Origin of the sequence: Salmonella sp. SAL4457 (genome assembly GCF_046548235.1) — a bacterium.
In the GTDB taxonomy this organism is placed as follows: Bacteria; Pseudomonadota; Gammaproteobacteria; order Enterobacterales; family Enterobacteriaceae; genus Salmonella; species Salmonella enterica.
The window spans coordinates 34,198-51,985 of record NZ_JBGDZO010000005.1; the positions used below are offsets into that span (position 1 = coordinate 34,198).

A 17,788-nucleotide genomic window follows, 5' to 3' on the forward strand; every position below is an offset into this window, starting at 1 on the left:
CGGGGCTTCGCGCCTCGCCAGACCTTTCTTCTTCCTCGCGTGACACAAATTCTGGCACAACCTTTGCTTTTCTGATGATGCGTTATGCCAGATAGCGGCGTAAACGCCTTATCCGGCCTACCGGGAGTGTCCTGTAGGTCCGGTAAGCGCAGTGCCACCGGGCAATATATGCCGGTGTTCTCATGTAATTGCGCCAGGAGGCCATTTTGACTACCACACAACCGTTGCCCCACATCCTGCTGCTGACGCATGGCGGCTGGGGACAACCGCTTTGCAACAGCCTGCGTATGGTCACGGGCGAAATTAAAGGCGTGACGGAAATCGCGCTAATGCCTGTCGATACGCTGGGCGAGTTTTATCAACGCGTCGAGGCCGTGGTGAAAACGCTGCCGGAAGGCTCGCTGATCCTGACGGATTTTGTCGGCGGCACGACATCCAACGTCGCGGCGCGACTAAGCGCCGATTATCCGGTGGCGGTGATTGCCGGACTGAATGCGTCGCTACTGCTGGAGGCGCTGGACAGGCGCGAACAAGGGATGCTAACCGCCTGCGTGGACGAGTTAGTTGAGGCCGGGCGCAGTAGCTGCCTGGATGTGGTCGCCCATGTACGTCAGCTACAACAATCACTCTAAGGAAAACATCATGGCCAATATCGTTTTATGCCGCATCGACAGCCGTCTCATTCATGGACAGGTTGTCACGAAGTGGGTCGGACAATCTCAGGCGAACCGGATAGCCGTTGTGAGTGATGAACTGGACGCCGATCCGTTTATGAAAAATATCTACCTGATGGCCGCGCCGCCAAATATCAAAGTGGATTGCTTCGGCAACCAGAGTTTTGCCGCCGCATGGAAAGAAAATCAGCTTGGCGACGGTAACGTGCTGGTGCTTTTTCCCTCACTGGCGGCGGTGCAGGACGCCATACAGCTGGGCTTTGACGTCACCCGCATTCAGGTTGGCGGTCTCGGCGGCGGGCCAAACCGCAAGGCGGTTTTTCAGAATATTACGCTGGATGAAAAAGACGTCGGCATTCTTAACGACCTGAAAAACCGTGGCGTTCAGGTATTTTTCCAGACCATTCCGGAAGATAAGCCGCAGCCGCTCGACGATATCCTGAAAAAATTCTAACCCTTTAATAGACACAAAATCATTCTGGATGCATCGAGGCGGCAACTGAGTGAATCCCCTGGAGCTTACTAAAGTAAGTGACTGGGGTGAGCGAAGGCAGCCAACAAAGAGGCAGCCTGAAGGATGAAGTGTATAGGATAACACTATGGATACCTTACTCTTTGCAAGCCTGATGGGGTTGTATTACTGGTTTGCCCGTTTACGCCTCGGCTACACCTTCTCCGCGATGCTGTTACAACCGGTGGTGATCGCGGTATTTGTCGGGCTTTTGCTTGGCAACATGCAGACCGCGATGATCATCGGCGCAGGGATGCAGCTCGTTTATTTGGGCGTGACCTCAACGCCGGGCGGCAACGTGCCGTCGGACCCGGCGCTGGCGGCCTGTATCTCCATTCCTATCGCGGTGAAGGCCGGTATGGACCCAAACCTGGCGATCGCGCTGGCAATCCCGTTTGGCGTGATTGGCGTGTTTCTCGATCAGCTTAGGCGCACGCTGAACGCCGCCTGGGTGCATATGGCGGATAAACACGCGGAAACGGCAAACATGGCGGGCATCATGCGTTGCGCCTTTCTTTACCCGGCATTGCTGGGGCTGGTGCTGCGCTTCCCGGTGGTCTTTGCCGCTAACTACTTTGGCCAGGATGTGGTGGAAAGTTTCCTTAAACTGATGCCGCACTGGTTAACCCACTCCTTTGAAATCATGGGCGGCATTCTGCCGGCGCTGGGCTTTGCCATCACCATTATGGTGATCGGTAAAAAGAGCCTGTTGCCGTGGTTTATCGGCGGGTTCTTCGCGGTGTTGTACCTCAAGGTCGACATCATGGCGATGGCCATCTTCGGCACCTGTGTCGCCTTCCTGATTAAAGGCCTGGCGAAAAATGAAGGAGCAGCATGATGAGCAGTGACGTAATGCAACATGAACTGGTTGAGCGCGCGCGGGAAAGCGGGGCGCTGACCAAAGCAGACATCACCAAAGCCTGGTTTATCTACTGGCTGGGCGCCGAGGTTTCCAGCTCCTATGAGCGCTTACAAAGCCTGATTTTCTGCGCCTCGATGACGCCGATCATCAAAAAACTTTACCCAAAAAAAGAGGAGCAGGTAGAAGCGCTAAAACGCCACCTTAACTTCTTTAACTCCGAGCAGACCTTCGGCGCGGTGATTCAGGGCATCTCTATTGCCATGGAAGAACAAAAAACGCGCGGCGAGCCGATTAACGACTCGTCTATCACCGGCATTAAAACGGGCCTGATGGGGCCGCTTGCCGGGATGGGCGACTCGATTATCTGGGCGGCGGTGATGCCGCTGTTGATAGCGATCTTTATTCCGTTCGCGGCAAATGGCAGCGCGATGGGCGGTATTATTCCGCTGATTCTCTACCCGGCGATCACCCTGGCGATCAGCTACGGCATGGTCCACAAAGGATATACGCTGGGGCGTGATTCGATTATCGGCCTGCTGCAAGGGGGGCGAATCAAAGAACTGATCTACGGGGCCAACGTGCTGGGTTTGATCATGATGGGCGCGCTTTCCGCCAGCTACGTCAAAATCACCACGCCGTTAAAAATTAGCGCTTTGAAAGGATCTGAAGTGGTGGTTCAGCAGATCCTCGACTCTATCGCGCCGGGCTTACTGCCACTGGCGGCGGTATTCGCCATCTACTTCTATCTGGTAAAAAAAGGGCCGCGCTACACCACCATTTTGCTGTCGATTGTCGCACTGAGCATAGTCTGTTCGTTGTTGGGAGTGCTGTAAATCATGACGCCGAATATCTATCAACAACTGGGGTTGAAAAAGGTCATTAACGCCTGCGGCAAAATGACCATTCTGGGCGTCTCAAGCGTCGCGCCGGAGGTCATGCAGGCCACCGCGCGCGCGGCTTCCGCTTTCGTCGAGATTGACGCGCTGGTGGAAAAAACCGGCGAACTGGTATCGCGCTATACGGGTGCTGAAGATAGCTATATCACCTCGTGCGCCTCGGCGGGTATTGCCATTGCCGTCGCTGCCGCCATCACCCACGGCGAGCGGGCGCGCGTCGCCCTGATGCCGGACAGTAGCGGTATGGCCAATGAGGTAGTGATGCTGCGCGGGCATAACGTTGACTACGGCGCGCCAGTCACCAGCGCCATTCGTCTTGGCGGCGGGCGCATAGTGGAAGTGGGGGCGAGCAATCTGGCGGCCCGCTGGCAACTGGAAAGCGCCATTAACGAAAAGACCGCCGCGCTACTGTATGTGAAATCACACCATTGCGTACAGAAAGGCATGTTGAGCATTGACGATTTTGTACAGGTGGCGCAGGCCAACCACCTGCCGTTGATTGTCGATGCCGCGGCGGAAGAGGATTTGCGCGGCTGGGTGGCGAGCGGCGCGGATATGGTTATCTATAGCGGCGCGAAAGCCTTTAATGCGCCAACCTCCGGCTTTATTACTGGCAAGAAAACGTGGATTGCCGCCTGCAAAGCGCAGCACCAGGGGATTGCCAGGGCGATGAAAATCGGCAAGGAAAACATGGTTGGGCTGGTGTATGCGCTGGAGAATTACCACCAGGGCCAGACGACCGTGACCGCAGCACAGTTACAGCCGGTCGCGGAAGCGATTTCCGCCATCCATGGACTTTATGCCGATATCGAACAGGATGAGGCCGGGCGTGCAATCTGGCGTATTCGTGTGCGGGTGAACGCATCTGAATTGGGGCTGAATGCGCAGGACGTCGAAGCGCAGTTGCGCGGCGGCGAGATAGCGATTTACGCCCGCAAATATCAGCTTCATCAGGGGGTTTTTAGCCTCGATCCACGCACGGTAGCTGAAGGGGAAATGGCATTGATTGTGGCGCGACTCAGGGAGATTGCAGAACATGCAGCAGATTAATTTTTATCGTCAGCGGGTAGCGATTAACGTACTGGCAAAGGATATCGCCAACGCGAAGGCTATCTATGAAGCCGCCGAAGGCCATGCGGTCATTGGCGTACTTTCCGCGCAGTTCGCTACGGTAGAAGAGGGCGTGCCGGAGGTGAAACGCTGGATGGCGGAGGTGCCGTCTATCTCGGTGGGACTGGGCGCAGGCGACCCGGCGCAGTACTACAAAGCGGCGATGATTGCCGCCCATACTCACCCGGCCCACGTCAACCAGACCTTTACCGGCAGCGGCTTCGCAGCGGGCGCACTGGCGGCGACGGGCGGCGAGCAAACGCATATCAACGCCCTGGTCAGCCCGACGGGAACGCCTGGCGAGGTGGTGATTTCTACCGGCGTCAGCAGCAGCCAGGGAACGCCAGCCCGCGTTTCCTGTGAAGCGGCGGTACGCATGATGCAGGATATGGGCGCACATGCGGCGAAGTTTTTCCCGATGGGCGGCGAAAAGTCGTTACCGGAACTCTATGCGCTGGCGACAACCGCCGCCCGCCACGGCATGACGCTCATCGAGCCGACCGGCGGTATCTCACTGGATAATTTCGGTATTATCCTGCAAACCTGCCTGGAAGCAGGCGTGCCGCGCGTCATGCCGCATGTTTACAGCTCGATTATCGATCCGCAAACCGGCAATACGCGCCCCGAAGACGTCATTCGGTTGATGGAGATAGTCAAAGCGCTGGTGTGAGATTTATCGCCGAAGAGCGCTGCGTTTACCTGGCCTACAGATGACGTGTATTTGTAGGCCCGGTTAGCGTTACGCTATCGGGCGATAATGCGTAGCAGGCTGGGCAAAAATGTACGTATTGCAGACGTCAGTGATTCTCTTTCGAGCCCCCTCGCAGGGTTAAATTTTCCTGAATGCTGTCTGTATTTTTGGCGAGTACAGTGGCGTCATCTTATTCCTCAGGTGACGGATCGCCATGAAAAAAAGCCCCACGTCCACGCCTCATGATGCGGTATTCAAAACGTTTTTACGCCATCCGGATACCGCACGGGATTTTCTCAATATTCATCTTCCCCATTCGCTAAGAATACGTTGCGATCTGACGACGTTGAAACTGGCGCCGGACAGTTTTATCGAGAAAAATTTACGCGCGTTTTATTCCGACGTCCTTTGGTCGCTAAAAACGTGTGAAGGCGATGGTTATATCTATGTCGTTATCGAGCACCAGAGTACGCCGGACGCGCATATGGCGTTCCGGTTAATGCGTTACGCCACTGCCGCGATGCAGCGCCATCTGGATGCTGGCCATAAAACGTTACCGCTGGTGATTCCCATGCTGTTTTACCATGGCGCGAAAAGCCCGTATCCCTTTTCGCTTTGCTGGCTGGATGAGTTTGACGATCCTGCACTGGCGCGTCAGCTTTATGCGACGGCATTTCCACTGGTAGACATTACGGTGGTGCCGGATAACGAGATTATGCAGCATCGACGTATCGCGATGCTGGAACTGGTACAAAAGCATATACGTCAGCGCGACCTGATGGGATTGGTCGAGCGTTTAGCGGTACTTCTGATTACGGGAAACGCTAATGACAGTCAGCTAAAAGCGCTGTTTAATTATTTGCTAATACAGCATGGCAGCACGCCTCGTTTTGGCAAGTTTATCCGCGAGGTGGCGCGTCGTGTTCCCCAACACAAGGAGAGATTAATGACGATCGTAGACAGAATACGTGAATCGGGGCGCAGAAAAGGTAAGCGTGAAGGCGTGCAACAAGGTATACATCAAGGTAAGCAGGAGGAAGCCTTGCGTATTGCGCATACGATGCTGGAACAGGGGATCAATCGAGAGATGGTGCTGATGATTACCGGGCTTTCTGACGAAGAGATTAAGGCAAAGCGCCATTAAACTTTTCCCTCTTCCGCCCGGTCATCGTGATTATCAACGGCGTTAAGCGGCCCGCGCGCGTCGACGGGAATCGAGGGAGATCAGAATCACTGACGAGAGAATGAGCAGCGTGCCCAGCCAGTCCGGCAAGGTAAAACTAATCCCCAACAGCAGCAGCGACAGCAGGGCGCTGCTTAACGGTTCCGCGCAGCTTAAAATGCTGGCTTTGGGGCCACCAATCAGTTGCGCGCCTTTCAAATACAGGCTGAACGTCAGCGACGTACCGATCACCACCAGGTAGAAAAAGGCCAGAATCAGGCTGCCGCTCACCGCAAAGTGCGTTCCTTCTTTAGCGTAGAAGGGCAGCAGAATAAGGCCGCCAAAGGACATACTCCAGCCGACCACTGGCAGCGTGCCGTATTGGGCGATTAGCCTGGAAGGCCAGGTCGTATAAAAGGCGGCGGCAAATGCGGAGGCGATACCCCAGAACAGCGCGGCTGAAGAGATCGACAGCGATGTTGGATTGCCGTGAGTCACCAGTAAAAAGGTGCCGATAAGCGATGTAAGAATGGCGGTTAAGACCAGAATGCCTGGTCGTGTTCTTCGCGCTAATGCAAACCACGCTACAATAATGGTCGGCGATAAAAATTGCAGCACTGTCGCGGTGGCGGCATTGGATTTTTCAATCGTGAGCAGGAAGGTTAGCTGAACGGTGAGCGCGCCCACCACGGAGAAAATCAGCAGACTCAGGGCATCTTTGCGGTTTTTAAGAATTGAAAATATCTTATCGCCGTGCATAAAGGAGAAGGTCACCAGTATCAGCCCGGCGAATAACAAACGTATCATCGTCAGGAACTGTGACGACATACGGCTTTGCTCCATGATGTACTGCGCGCAAACGCCTGAACTCCCCCACAATACGGCGGCAATCAGGACGTTTAGCATCCCTTTTCTGGTGGAACCCATTTTTTCCTCGTCATGTTGTTTTATTTTTTTACGTGCAGGCATCATAACAGAGCTATCGCCGGTATTAAGCAGGAATTTATTGTTTAATGATTTCAGACGAGCTTGTTATCGACATAATATTGTCATTTTTTTGTCATAAGAAAAAATATCAAACAAACTTAAACAGAACGTCACTAAACCCGCCTTTGCACTTTACGGAACATATTGGCTGACTATAATAAGCGCAAATTCATGCAGGAGTAATATGTTGGACAGTCACTTTTACGTAAATCATCTGGCAAGTTAACGCACGCTATTCCTGCGCTGCTTGCCGAACCGGTGGGCAGCAATCTCCCCTTGTGACGATTGTCATCCCAATAATGTTACAACACGCGCATTGTCGCGAGGTAATCGTCATGTTCATGTTTAAACACGCTTTATTTCCTCCGCCGTTAACACGACGCTAATTGCCTCAGGGCAGAAATTTGTCGTGTGCTAAATATAGCACGTACTTATTCTTCCAGAAAAAATGGAGGAACGTATGTTAATGTTTCCTTATATTTTAAATTTACTGGCCGCTATGCTGTTGGGCGCGCTGATTGGCGCGGAAAGACAATGGCGTCAACGTATGGCGGGATTACGCACTAATGCGCTGGTGGCGACAGGCGCCGCCGTTTTTATTCTGAGCTCCATGACGACATCGCCAGACAGCCCCGGGCGAATTGCGGCGCAGATTGTCTCTGGGATTGGCTTTCTGGGGGCGGGCGTCATCATGCGCGAAGGGATGAATGTGCGCGGGCTGAACACTGCGGCAACGCTATGGTGTTCGGCGGGCATCGGCGTGTTATGCGGCTTAGGGCAGTTCAAAAATGCGCTGGCGGCGACGATCATTATTCTTTGCGCCAATATTTTACTGCGTGAAGCGGCGCAGCGTATAAATCAACTCCCGGTATCCGCCGAGGGAGAAAAACGTTATATCCTGAAAGTAACCTGTAATAAAGAAGATGAAAGCGAGGTTCGTCAGTGGTTACTGAATATCGTAAAAGAGGCCGCGATCTGTTTACAAGGGTTAGGTTCGGTCCCCGCTCAGGAACAGGGCTATAAAGAAATTCGTGCCGAGCTCGTGGGTCATGCTGATTATCGTAAAACGCGAGAACTGATTATATCCAGAATAGGTGATAACGATAATATCACCGCAATTCACTGGAGCATTGATAGTCAATAATAGTTTTTTATTCAATTGCAACATTACGCCAGGCGTATAAGGAGGGAATGATGGATATTCCCGAGTCGATAAAATAAAACCCACTCAAAATAGTGAGTAAGCAATAACCTTTTTTATGCATAGATAATTCTCCCGGGGCATTCACCTTCAAATCGTGAGTTTACTATTCCCTGGGCGTGATATGCAGGAAACACTACACCTTAATTTTGGGGATTCATCATGACTGACATGAACATTGAAAACCGGAAACTCAATCGCCCGGCGTCAGAAAATGATAAGCAGCATAAAAAAGTATTTCCGATCGAAGCGGAAGCTTTTCATAGCCCGGAGGAGACACTGGCGCGGCTGAACAGCCATCGTCAGGGCCTCACGATAGAAGAGGCCAGCGAACGGTTGAAAGTGTATGGGCGCAATGAAGTGGCGCATGAGCAAGTTCCTCCGGTGCTGGTTCAGCTTCTGCAGGCATTCAATAACCCGTTTATTTACGTTCTGATGGCACTGGCAGGGGTCAGTTTCATCACGGATTACTGGCTCCCGTTACGCCGTGGCGAAGAGACCGATCTCACTGGCGTGCTGATTATTCTGACGATGGTCAGTTTGAGCGGGTTATTGCGTTTCTGGCAGGAGTTTCGCACTAACAGAGCAGCACAGGCGCTGAAAAAGATGGTTCGCACCACCGCCACGGTGTTGCGTCGTGGGCCGGGCAATATAGGCGCGGTGCAGGAAGAGATTCCCATTGAAGAACTGGTGCCGGGCGATGTGGTTTTTCTGGCCGCAGGCGATCTGGTGCCCGCCGACGTTCGACTGCTGGCGTCGCGCGATCTCTTTATCAGTCAGTCAATTCTTAGTGGTGAATCATTACCCGTAGAAAAATACGATGTTATGGCTGATGTGGCAGGTAAAGACAGCGAGCAATTGCCTGATAAAGATAAAAGCCTGCTAGATTTGGGCAATATCTGTCTGATGGGAACCAATGTAACCAGCGGCAGAGCGCAAGCGGTCGTGGTCGCGACGGGAAGCCGTACCTGGTTCGGCTCGCTGGCGAAATCCATTGTGGGTACGCGTACCCAGACGGCTTTCGATCGCGGAGTCAACAGCGTGAGCTGGCTGTTGATACGCTTTATGCTGATCATGGTGCCGGTTGTCCTGCTGATCAATGGTTTCAGTAAGGGAGACTGGGTAGAGGCTTCGCTGTTCGCGCTGGCAGTTGCGGTGGGGTTGACGCCGGAAATGTTGCCCATGATTGTCAGTTCCAACCTGGCAAAAGGCGCGATTGCGATGTCGCGGCGCAAAGTGATCGTCAAACGCCTGAACGCTATTCAAAACTTCGGCGCGATGGATGTGCTGTGTACAGATAAAACCGGTACCTTAACCCAGGACAATATTTTTCTGGAGCATCATCTGGATGTGAGCGGTGTAAAAAGCGGCCGGGTATTGATGCTGGCCTGGCTGAATAGTAGCAGCCAGAGCGGCGCCCGGAATGTGATGGATCGCGCCATACTGCGTTTTGGCGAGGGTCGAATCGCACCATCGACAAAAGCGCGCTTCATTAAACGCGATGAACTGCCATTCGACTTTGTACGTCGCCGGGTATCGGTCCTGGTGGAGGATGCGCAGCATGGAGACAGATGCCTGATCTGCAAAGGCGCCGTTGAAGAGATGATGATGGTAGCCACCCATCTTCGCGAAGGCGATCGTGTGGTGGCGCTGACGGAAACACGCCGCGAGCTACTGCTGGCGAAAACCGAAGATTACAATGCGCAGGGATTCCGTGTATTGCTGATAGCGACACGTAAGCTGGATGGTTCCGGGAACAATCCGACATTAAGTGTGGAGGATGAGACCGAACTTACCATCGAAGGGATGCTCACTTTTCTCGATCCGCCGAAAGAAAGCGCCGGAAAAGCTATTGCCGCGTTGCGGGATAACGGCGTGGCGGTCAAAGTCCTCACCGGCGATAATCCGGTTGTGACGGCGCGTATCTGTCTGGAAGTGGGTATTGATACGCACGATATCCTGACCGGAACCCAGGTTGAGGCGATGTCAGATGCCGAACTGGCGCCTGAGGTGGAGAAACGCGCAGTATTCGCCCGGCTGACGCCGTTACAAAAAACGCGTATTTTGCAAGCGCTACAGAAAAATGGTCATACCGTTGGTTTTCTTGGAGATGGGATCAACGACGCGCCCGCGCTTCGTGATGCGGATGTGGGAATTTCCGTCGATAGCGCCGCCGATATTGCTAAAGAGTCATCAGATATTATTCTGCTGGAAAAAGATCTCATGGTGCTTGAGGAAGGCGTTATCAAAGGGCGGGAAACCTTTGGCAATATCATTAAATACCTGAATATGACCGCCAGCTCTAATTTCGGCAATGTTTTTTCGGTACTGGTAGCCAGCGCGTTTATTCCGTTTCTGCCGATGCTGGCGATTCATCTGTTGATCCAGAATTTGATGTACGACATTTCGCAGTTGTCGTTGCCGTGGGACAAAATGGATAAAGAGTTCCTGCGTAAGCCGCGGAAATGGGACGCGAAAAATATTGGCCGTTTTATGCTATGGATTGGCCCAACGTCTTCTATTTTCGATATCACAACCTTTGCGTTGATGTGGTACGTCTTTGCAGCTAATAACGTAGAGGCGCAGGCGCTCTTTCAGTCCGGCTGGTTTATTGAGGGTCTGCTCTCGCAGACACTGGTCGTGCATATGCTAAGGACGCAGAAAATACCGTTTATCCAAAGTCGGGCGACGTTGCCGGTATTATTGACGACCGGCTTGATTATGGCGATAGGCATTTATATTCCATTCTCACCTCTGGGCGCGATGGTTGGACTGGAGCCGCTGCCACTGAGCTACTTCCCATGGTTGGTGGCGACATTATTGAGCTACTGTCTGGTGGCGCAAGGCATGAAGCGCTTTTATATCAAACGCTTTGGCCAGTGGTTTTAATGATGTTTGAGGATCGCCCAGATGAATCGCTCACCCGATAAAATCATCGCGCTGATATTTTTACTGATTAGCCTGTTGGTGTTGTGTTTAGCCCTCTGGCAAATCGTTTTCTAACGAGGTGACGCCATGCAAAAAAGAGGGTTGGACAAAATTTTTTATCAGGTTGTCCTGATAGCAATCATCCTGATTTTACTGACTATCTGGATACGATAAGCTGCTGTTGGCGAGCCCCGCTTAAAATAAGAATCGATGTAGTTGTTCTTTTTATGGCGGGGCGCTATTTTCATGGTATCCCACATCAGAAGGGCAATATCATGAACAATCGTCGTGGTTTAACCGCCGTCCTGGCGACGTTGATTACGTTTTCCCTGAGCGCTACGCCTGTGCTGGCGAATCCGGGAAATGGCAATGGCGGCGGACATAGTAATAACGCGGCTAATCAAGGTAATAACGGTAACGGGCATAAAGGAAATGCCGGGCAAAGAACGGAACACCGTAAAAATGGCGGTAAACCGGATCACGTCGAGTCGGACATTAGCTACGCTGTCGCCAGGCAACTGGCAGTAAATTTAGGGCTGACGGGTTATCAGTCTTTACCACCGGGGATTGCGAAAAATCTGGCGAGAGGAAAACCGCTGCCGCCGGGAATCGCTAAAAAAACGGTGCCGGCGTCTATGCTGGGACAATTACCTTATTATCCGGGCTATGAGTGGAAAATCGTTGGGGATAATCTGGTGCTGATCGCGCTCAGTACCGCGGTGGTCACGGCGATTATTAATGGCGTATTTGATTAAGAGCCTATCCCACCAGGCGTTATTGGCGCAGCCAGTTTGGACACGGACAGCGCGCAAAAACTGGAGCGTACACGTAGTACGTGAGGTTTGACTCGCTACGCTCGCCCTTCGGGCCGCCGCAAGCGGCGTTCAAAACGCTAATGCGTTTTGGCGAGCACTGCCCAGGACCAAAATGGCAAGTAAAATAGCCCCATTAAATGGGGCTATTTAGCCGCTTCAGGGCGTTATTTATGCGCGTTGAGAATCCAGCAGTTCATTATTTTTTACTACTTCCTGCGCTTTGGTATAACTTTCAATCAGTAGCTGATAGGCCGGGAATATTTTGGTATATACATCCGCCCATTCTGCGGCATCTTCCCTATTCCAGGTACGTTGCAGCTCAGAGGCTACCGCCGCGGTATCCATTGGTACTACGCCCGCCTGCACCACGCGGGCCATCGTAATTTCCTGCGCCATTTTACTGTACGTGCCGGAGGCATCAATTACCGCAAATACCTTGTACCCTTCCGCGACGGCGCTGATGGCTGGAAAAGCCATACAGACACTGGTAATAGTGCCAGCGATGATCAGCGTTTTACGGCCTGTCGCTTTTACCGCTTGTACAAAATCGGCATTATCCCAGGCATTAATTTCCCCTTTACGCGCGACATATTGCGCGTGGGGCGCATTCGCATGGATTTCCGGAATCAGCGGACCATTTGGTCCCTGTGGTACGGATGCGGTAGTAATGACCGGCATATTGCATAAGGTAGCGATTTTAGCCAGCGCCGCGGCGCGCGCGCGTAATTCCGGCATCGGCATGTCGCCGACGGTCTGAAACAGGCCACTTTGGTGGTCAATCAGCAGCATTACTGCGTCGTTAGCATCAATGGCAGGGCGTTGACCGTTAAAATTCGCGGGTGTAGACATAATTCATTCCTTGTTGTTGCCTTTCACTGATAATCACTATCAGTGTTAAAGTCATTAATCGCCGGGGCGATTTCCGTTTTTAAGCTGATGACAGTAATCCGTTGCCGATCCTGGATTACCTTATTGAGTTCTTTCTGAAGGAATATTCATCGGCATCACCTTCAGTCGATTTACTTTCACGCGAATCTGTTATCACAACAATATTCATATTATGAATAAATGTTTCTATTTTACATGTCAGAGAGGATTATTGATTGAAAAAACAAACTATGTCCCTACAAATTGTTTCTGATGGATAGTTTTAAAATTATTTAGTATAAGTTTGAAATATATCAATTAAGAGTTAACTTATTTATATTTAAATAACATAAAGCACAGCTTAAATATTAAGTGGGAAGCGTGCTTTTATTAAGTATGGCTACTGTAACTCTTAATAAATTGGAAACTATCCCTACATAACGAGTGCTGCTTTTTTGGATATTACAAGTCATTATAGAGAACACGTTCAATAAAACCCTCTCTTTCATATGATATAGATTGTCAGGATATATTTTCTCATGATTTATCTATGCGATATTAAAGCGTAGCGGCACAGTAAATTTGGCCACCTGATTAAAGGTGATATTCTCACCTCAATACAAAACAGGAGACTTAACGAACAAGAAAACCAAACGTACTTTCACTCCTGAGTCTGCTATAATGAGAAAAGCGGTGTCTACGCTTACCTGTTAATGTCTTATGCCTCTCGCTCTTCTATATGATCGGTATGTGCAGGGGACAATCCATGTCCTGCTACGCAGCCACAGCATCAGACTATACTCAGTGGTGTCTATTAACCCTCTCCAACTACGTTATGTTTTGGCATGGTAACAATGCGATGTTATGGATAATTAACGATAATATTGAATTTAATCCAGAAATGAATCGCCTGGCGTCATTATCGAGGCCAGATCTCAACATTATTCTGACAACGCCCGCCAGCCGCTGCTTGCGCCTTCTGCTGGAAAACGCCCCCTCCGTCGTCTCACAACAAACATTCTTTCAAAAAGTGTGGGAAGAAGACGGCATGGTGGTGTCGGCAAATACGCTTTATCAGAATATCTCCATTATTCGCCGCGGATTACGTACCGTTGGCGAAAATGAAGATACGCTGATAATCACGGTTCCGCGTAGAGGCTTTCAGATTGAGCCTGGCGTGAGCCTCATGACCATCCGCAAAGACTTCGCTCAGACAATAGAAAAAAAGGGTGAGACGCCACCGCGTATGTCAGGGCGTTGGTTTAAACATTATGTACCTGTACTTTGGATGACCGGGACATTTGCTGTCGGTATTTTGCTTGGCACTATCAGCTGGCAAACCGTTCCCGATAAGGATTTTTACGATCGCTACACGCTGGTTGAAACAACTCAGGGCTGTCATTTTTTCTCGCGGAATGAAGATATCGAAAGCGGCAGCCGCTTTGCAAGCTATAAGTCAATGATTCTAAAAACCGGTATGGATTGTCAGAAATACCCATGGGTCTATTTCCCTTCCAGCAGTCGCACCCCAGCGGTTACGGCATTGATTTGTCAGCAACCTTATAAAACGCGCGGTGATACAGGTTGCGTGACGCTTTTTTTCCGCGGGGTGACACATGGGTAAAAAGGCACTGATGTTAGCCTGCCTGACTCTACTGTTTCTGGGAGTAGGGCTTGGGCATCTTTTTCATTTGTATACGGAAAAGAACCGGGATCCAGAGAAATGTACGGCGCCTGTGATTGTGTTTTATAACAATACTCAGGCTAACCTGACGCTGGACTTTATGTATTCGCTGAAAAAACGCACTGGGGTGGTTTCCATCAGCGGAACATATTACGTCGATAATAAAATGAGCGGCGTGATCCGCCGTGATGTTTCCTATGTATGGAGTGAAAATAAAGACAGCACCCATTTTATATCGACGGATATCAACAAAGTCACGCGTGACGAAACACTGTCCGATGCGGTTATCGAGACGGTTTTACCCGACTTTTATGTCTACCCAGGGAAAAGTATCAGTTACACCATCCTGACTCAGGGCCATCGTGGCTTTATGTTCACCATCGGGAAACGCCCGATATTTTTCTGTACACATTAAGCTGTTTTGGGAGCCGTTCATGGAACGTATCAGCCAAATGAAAGCGCTTCCGGGTAAAAGCCGCTGAAGATCAGCGGCTCTGTTGTTACCTGAATCAAAAACTGTATTTAACCCCCAGTAGGCCTTGGGTATTACTATAGCCCTGGTCACCTACCTGTTGCGCCACGTTACCCCATACGTTCAGGCGCGAGGTAATTTGCCCTTCAATACCCACTTTCAGTTCACCAATATTTTTCGTACCACGCATATCGCTGCTGACATCGTCCATCTTCACGCTGGCAGGCTGCGTATTATGGATCCAGTTCGCCTCCACGAACGGCTGGAACTCTCGAGATTTATTGTCATCAATAGCATTGTGGCCGTTAATATAGGCTTTTACGCCCATGCGGGTTAGCAGATTACCGGCGGTATCATCCTTGACGAGGGTACCATTGGCTTCGCGATTGTCGTCAGCCTGCACGCCCATCCATACCACCTGCGCTTTGGGCTGCAACCAGTAGCTTTGATGCGCGCTTTCACCTAACCTGAAGCTGTAACCGGCTTCAACCGAGGCGGTAATTCCTTTGGATTTATATTTCTCAGCGGCCTGATCCTGACCCATGACCTTGTTATCAAACCAGTTGTACAGCATCCAGGTATCCACATAAGCCCCAGACCGATCGATATTGTTAGCATACCAGGTGCCGTAAAGGCCGACGCTGTAACCGGTGACTTGACCACGGGAATGATAGTCACTCACGGACGACAGCGTGCGGTTCTGGCTGTTGGCATAACCTGCCATTGCACCAATATGCCAACGGTCAAGACCGTCAGTGCTCCACTGTGCCAGATCGCCTCCCAGTTGTAACACATAGCTGTTGATGCGGGTTTTTAGCTGCCCGCTGCCATCGTTGAAGCGAGTATGGGCGCCGACGTTACGCATCCACAGGCTGGTGACCTTCTTCTCACCCGTCAGCATGTCGGTGTACTGGGTTTCACCCAGACGGTCATGGAGACGCGTCATGAACAGCGTATTTGCCGCATAGTTGTTGGCAAGATAGCTGCCCACTTCCGGACGGAACTGATGTTCTGTTATCGGCGGTGTGTCAGATTGCCCTATGTCAGGAATTGTCGGATCAGGGATGACCGGGTCTACTGGCTCAGGGTCTACAGGATCAGGGTCCACCGGATCGGGAATAACAGGGTCAGGGATAACCGGGTCTACAGGATCAGGGTCTACCGGATCGGGAATGACAGGGTCAGGGATAACTGGGTCTACTGGATCAGGAATAATCGGTTCGTCCGGCTCAATGTAGCTGGTCAGATACCAGTTTTTACCTTTCTGCACCACGTTGTAGTCATAGGCTCCGGCAACAATACGGCTTGCTTTTTCGAAAGTACCGTTGGAATTGCCAGCAACGTTAACAATTTCAATACCTTCAATGGTTTGCGCCCCGGCTCCTCCAATATTATTTACTGCAACAAATGTGTTGCCTGAAGTATTGCCGAGAACCTGCAGCCTGTCCGTTTCGGAATCATCATCGTTGAGCACAGTATTAAAGACCAGCTTACCGCCGTTGCCTACATAATCTTCATTGATGGTGAGCGTTTGCCATGGTTCGCCATCTTCATGGCTGAAGTTAATGGTTGCGCCACTATTCAGCGTCAGGTCAGTGAGCGTTGAGCTGCTGGTTATATTCCAGGTCGCATCGCTCATTTGTACAGAGATAACGCCTGTGCCCGCCGTAGCGCTGGTGATGTACGACGCCCCGTCCCATCGCGAGTTGTCCGTCATATTGAGCTTAATTGTACTGTTCTGCTGCGGTAGCGTACCGCTGGCAGCGGTGGCGCCAGCAGCACGAATATCACCGTCGATGACGAAACGACCTCCTGAAGAACCGTCAACAATGCCGCCAGTTTCCGTGCTGATGGCGTAACTTTCGCTACTGTTATCGCCCGCCATAGTAATAGCCGCACCGCCTGCCAGATTAATGGCGCCTCGGGAGAGGGCGTATAAACCGGCAGGGGCTTTACTATAGGATGCAGCCTTACTGGCGCTGTTAACGCTAATAGTGGCATTCTCTCCCAAATTAACGGTAGCGTTAGTTGCATATACCGCGTGTGCGCTGGCACCGTTCACCGTAATAGTAGCGTTGTTGCCAAGCTCGGTTCTGGAGGAGGATGCTGCGTAAATCCCCGTTGAGGATGCGCCGGAGGTTTCGATGGTTGCATCGTCACCCAGACGAATCAAAGAACCGCTTTGTCCGGTACGCAGCCCCTCTGAACTGTCGCCGGTAGTAACAATATGTGCACGATTGCCGACGACAATCGTATTTTTGGCACGTGACGCATCCCGCATGGCGTTAGCTGTAATTCCACGTCCCTGGCTACCTGTTGTTTTGATATACAGATCGTCGCCGACGTAAATATTGGCCGATCCGGTCCAACCCTGGCCCAGTGAGTTATATCCGGCGTTAATACCGTCACCATCCTGACCATCCACGTAGATGTTGGTACGGTCACCGGTAATAATAAATACCGGGTTATCCGGAGTATTTGCGCCGTGAGTACGGATGCCATCGACGTCTCTACCATTATTCGCGGCATTCGCCGACTGCGTCCGAATGGTCAGGTCGTTGCCAAAAATCACGCCCGGACTTCCCGTCCCGCTGTTCTGAATAACCGTGACAGTGTGTTCAAACGCCTCCGCGCCCGGCCCATTAAGCGTGAGGCCATTGCCATAAACCGGGGTGGTGCCGGTGTTCCACTGATAAACGTAGTTGGGCATAGTACCGACTTTGGTGAAACCGGTACTGGCCTGAGCGGGAATAATAGCCTGTAATTCCGGCGGCAACTGGCTGACCAGCCCACTGGATGGCAGACTATCAACGTCAACCCAGGCCGCCTGGGAGGGAAATACCATAGAGGCTAACGCTGCTGATACCGCTATGGCGATGAATGAGTAATTTTGGGGAGTTGGCATTCTGCCTCCTGCATTATGGCGTA

17 protein-coding genes are annotated in these 17,788 nt (G+C 51.5%); 14 read left to right on the forward strand and 3 right to left on the reverse strand.

The annotated features are described in order from the left end of the window. Nucleotides 1–206 precede the first annotated feature (206 nt). From ACLJNW_RS16355 to ACLJNW_RS16385, 7 genes are all read left to right on the forward strand, one after another. Entirely contained in the window at nt 207–632 is a 426-nt protein-coding gene (locus ACLJNW_RS16355; protein WP_000214106.1) for a PTS sugar transporter subunit IIA, read from the forward strand. A 10-nt stretch (nt 633–642) separates the two neighbouring features. Further along, complete coding sequence (locus tag ACLJNW_RS16360; protein ID WP_001284295.1) at nt 643–1,128, forward strand: PTS system mannose/fructose/N-acetylgalactosamine-transporter subunit IIB; 486 nt, start codon at nt 643–645, stop codon at nt 1,126–1,128. A 145-nt stretch (nt 1,129–1,273) separates the two neighbouring features. Beyond that, the gene (locus tag ACLJNW_RS16365; protein WP_000380259.1) at nt 1,274–2,023 is read left to right on the forward strand and encodes a PTS mannose/fructose/sorbose/N-acetylgalactosamine transporter subunit IIC; all 750 of its coding nucleotides are present in this window, start codon (nt 1,274–1,276) and stop codon (nt 2,021–2,023) included. Continuing rightward, on the forward strand, nt 2,020–2,880 hold the full coding sequence (locus tag ACLJNW_RS16370) for a PTS system mannose/fructose/sorbose family transporter subunit IID (RefSeq protein ID WP_001541140.1): 861 nt from the start codon (nt 2,020–2,022) through the stop codon (nt 2,878–2,880). Before ACLJNW_RS16365 ends, ACLJNW_RS16370 begins: the two co-directional genes overlap by 4 nt. A 3-nt stretch (nt 2,881–2,883) precedes the next feature. Further along, entirely contained in the window at nt 2,884–3,993 is a 1,110-nt protein-coding gene (gene dgaE / locus ACLJNW_RS16375) for a D-glucosaminate-6-phosphate ammonia lyase (RefSeq protein ID WP_000188473.1), read from the forward strand. Further along, nucleotides 3,980–4,723: a 2-dehydro-3-deoxy-phosphogluconate aldolase gene (dagF, locus tag ACLJNW_RS16380; RefSeq protein ID WP_001186147.1), complete on the forward strand. Its 744-nt coding sequence runs from the start codon at nt 3,980–3,982 to the stop codon at nt 4,721–4,723. Before dgaE ends, dagF begins: the two co-directional genes overlap by 14 nt. Nucleotides 4,724–4,958: 235 nt before the next feature. Further along, nucleotides 4,959–5,888: an Rpn family recombination-promoting nuclease/putative transposase gene (locus tag ACLJNW_RS16385; RefSeq protein ID WP_000749537.1), complete on the forward strand. Its 930-nt coding sequence runs from the start codon at nt 4,959–4,961 to the stop codon at nt 5,886–5,888. A 42-nt stretch (nt 5,889–5,930) separates the two neighbouring features. Here ACLJNW_RS16385 and ACLJNW_RS16390 read toward each other — a convergent pair whose 3' ends face one another. Beyond that, the gene (locus ACLJNW_RS16390; RefSeq protein WP_001682335.1) at nt 5,931–6,833 is read right to left on the reverse strand and encodes an EamA family transporter; all 903 of its coding nucleotides are present in this window, start codon (nt 6,831–6,833) and stop codon (nt 5,931–5,933) included. A 508-nt stretch (nt 6,834–7,341) separates the two neighbouring features. Here ACLJNW_RS16390 and ACLJNW_RS16395 point away from each other — a divergent pair. The 5 genes from ACLJNW_RS16395 (at nt 7,342) to cigR (ending at nt 11,777) form a co-directional block, all read left to right on the forward strand. Continuing rightward, on the forward strand, nt 7,342–8,037 hold the full coding sequence (locus ACLJNW_RS16395) for an MgtC family protein (RefSeq protein WP_000392700.1): 696 nt from the start codon (nt 7,342–7,344) through the stop codon (nt 8,035–8,037). A gap of 219 nt (nt 8,038–8,256) precedes the next feature. Then, on the forward strand, nt 8,257–10,983 hold the full coding sequence (gene mgtA, locus ACLJNW_RS16400; RefSeq protein ID WP_000131298.1) for a magnesium-translocating P-type ATPase: 2,727 nt from the start codon (nt 8,257–8,259) through the stop codon (nt 10,981–10,983). A 21-nt stretch (nt 10,984–11,004) separates the two neighbouring features. Continuing rightward, on the forward strand, nt 11,005–11,097 hold the full coding sequence (gene mgtR / locus ACLJNW_RS16405; protein ID WP_001082117.1) for a protein MgtR: 93 nt from the start codon (nt 11,005–11,007) through the stop codon (nt 11,095–11,097). Between the two features lie 12 nt (nt 11,098–11,109). Continuing rightward, nucleotides 11,110–11,196, forward strand: a complete 87-nt coding sequence (mgtU, locus tag ACLJNW_RS16410; protein WP_252515021.1) for a magnesium transporter protection protein MgtU — start codon at nt 11,110–11,112, stop codon at nt 11,194–11,196. Between the two features lie 101 nt (nt 11,197–11,297). After that, a complete protein-coding gene (gene cigR, locus ACLJNW_RS16415; RefSeq protein ID WP_001065327.1) occupies nt 11,298–11,777 on the forward strand; it encodes an anti-virulence regulatory inner membrane protein CigR in 480 nt (159 codons plus the stop codon). Nucleotides 11,778–12,005: 228 nt separating this feature from the next. Here cigR and ACLJNW_RS16420 read toward each other — a convergent pair whose 3' ends face one another. Beyond that, entirely contained in the window at nt 12,006–12,686 is a 681-nt protein-coding gene (locus tag ACLJNW_RS16420) for an isochorismatase family protein (protein ID WP_000106461.1), read from the reverse strand. 784 nt (nt 12,687–13,470) lie between these two features. Here ACLJNW_RS16420 and ACLJNW_RS16425 point away from each other — a divergent pair. Beyond that, the gene (locus ACLJNW_RS16425; RefSeq protein ID WP_001278065.1) at nt 13,471–14,328 is read left to right on the forward strand and encodes a transcriptional regulator; all 858 of its coding nucleotides are present in this window, start codon (nt 13,471–13,473) and stop codon (nt 14,326–14,328) included. Nucleotides 14,329–14,338: 10 nt separating this feature from the next. Then, the gene (locus ACLJNW_RS16430) at nt 14,339–14,803 is read left to right on the forward strand and encodes a hypothetical protein (RefSeq protein ID WP_001521985.1); all 465 of its coding nucleotides are present in this window, start codon (nt 14,339–14,341) and stop codon (nt 14,801–14,803) included. A 94-nt stretch (nt 14,804–14,897) separates the two neighbouring features. Here ACLJNW_RS16430 and misL read toward each other — a convergent pair whose 3' ends face one another. Further along, the gene (gene misL / locus ACLJNW_RS16435) at nt 14,898–17,765 is read right to left on the reverse strand and encodes an intestinal colonization autotransporter adhesin MisL (RefSeq protein WP_024154667.1); all 2,868 of its coding nucleotides are present in this window, start codon (nt 17,763–17,765) and stop codon (nt 14,898–14,900) included. Between the last annotated feature and the right edge of the window lie 23 nt (nt 17,766–17,788).

Bases quoted from the DNA above. Each gene is read 5' to 3' on its own strand.
- ACLJNW_RS16360 (WP_001284295.1), top strand. From the start codon at position 643: ATGGCCAATATCGTTTTATGCCGCATCGACAGCCGTCTCATTCATGGA.
- ACLJNW_RS16365 (WP_000380259.1), top strand. From the start codon at position 1,274: ATGGATACCTTACTCTTTGCAAGCCTGATGGGGTTGTATTACTGGTTT.
- ACLJNW_RS16370 (WP_001541140.1), top strand. From the start codon at position 2,020: ATGATGAGCAGTGACGTAATGCAACATGAACTGGTTGAGCGCGCGCGG.
- dgaE (WP_000188473.1), top strand. From the start codon at position 2,884: ATGACGCCGAATATCTATCAACAACTGGGGTTGAAAAAGGTCATTAAC.
- dagF (WP_001186147.1), top strand. From the start codon at position 3,980: ATGCAGCAGATTAATTTTTATCGTCAGCGGGTAGCGATTAACGTACTG.
- ACLJNW_RS16385 (WP_000749537.1), top strand. From the start codon at position 4,959: ATGAAAAAAAGCCCCACGTCCACGCCTCATGATGCGGTATTCAAAACG.
- ACLJNW_RS16390 (WP_001682335.1), bottom strand. From the start codon at position 6,833: ATGGGTTCCACCAGAAAAGGGATGCTAAACGTCCTGATTGCCGCCGTA.
- ACLJNW_RS16395 (WP_000392700.1), top strand. From the start codon at position 7,342: ATGGAGGAACGTATGTTAATGTTTCCTTATATTTTAAATTTACTGGCC.
- mgtA (WP_000131298.1), top strand. From the start codon at position 8,257: ATGACTGACATGAACATTGAAAACCGGAAACTCAATCGCCCGGCGTCA.
- mgtR (WP_001082117.1), top strand. From the start codon at position 11,005: ATGAATCGCTCACCCGATAAAATCATCGCGCTGATATTTTTACTGATT.
- mgtU (WP_252515021.1), top strand. From the start codon at position 11,110: ATGCAAAAAAGAGGGTTGGACAAAATTTTTTATCAGGTTGTCCTGATA.
- cigR (WP_001065327.1), top strand. From the start codon at position 11,298: ATGAACAATCGTCGTGGTTTAACCGCCGTCCTGGCGACGTTGATTACG.
- ACLJNW_RS16420 (WP_000106461.1), bottom strand. From the start codon at position 12,686: ATGTCTACACCCGCGAATTTTAACGGTCAACGCCCTGCCATTGATGCT.
- ACLJNW_RS16425 (WP_001278065.1), top strand. From the start codon at position 13,471: ATGTCCTGCTACGCAGCCACAGCATCAGACTATACTCAGTGGTGTCTA.
- ACLJNW_RS16430 (WP_001521985.1), top strand. From the start codon at position 14,339: ATGTTAGCCTGCCTGACTCTACTGTTTCTGGGAGTAGGGCTTGGGCAT.
- misL (WP_024154667.1), bottom strand. From the start codon at position 17,765: ATGCCAACTCCCCAAAATTACTCATTCATCGCCATAGCGGTATCAGCA.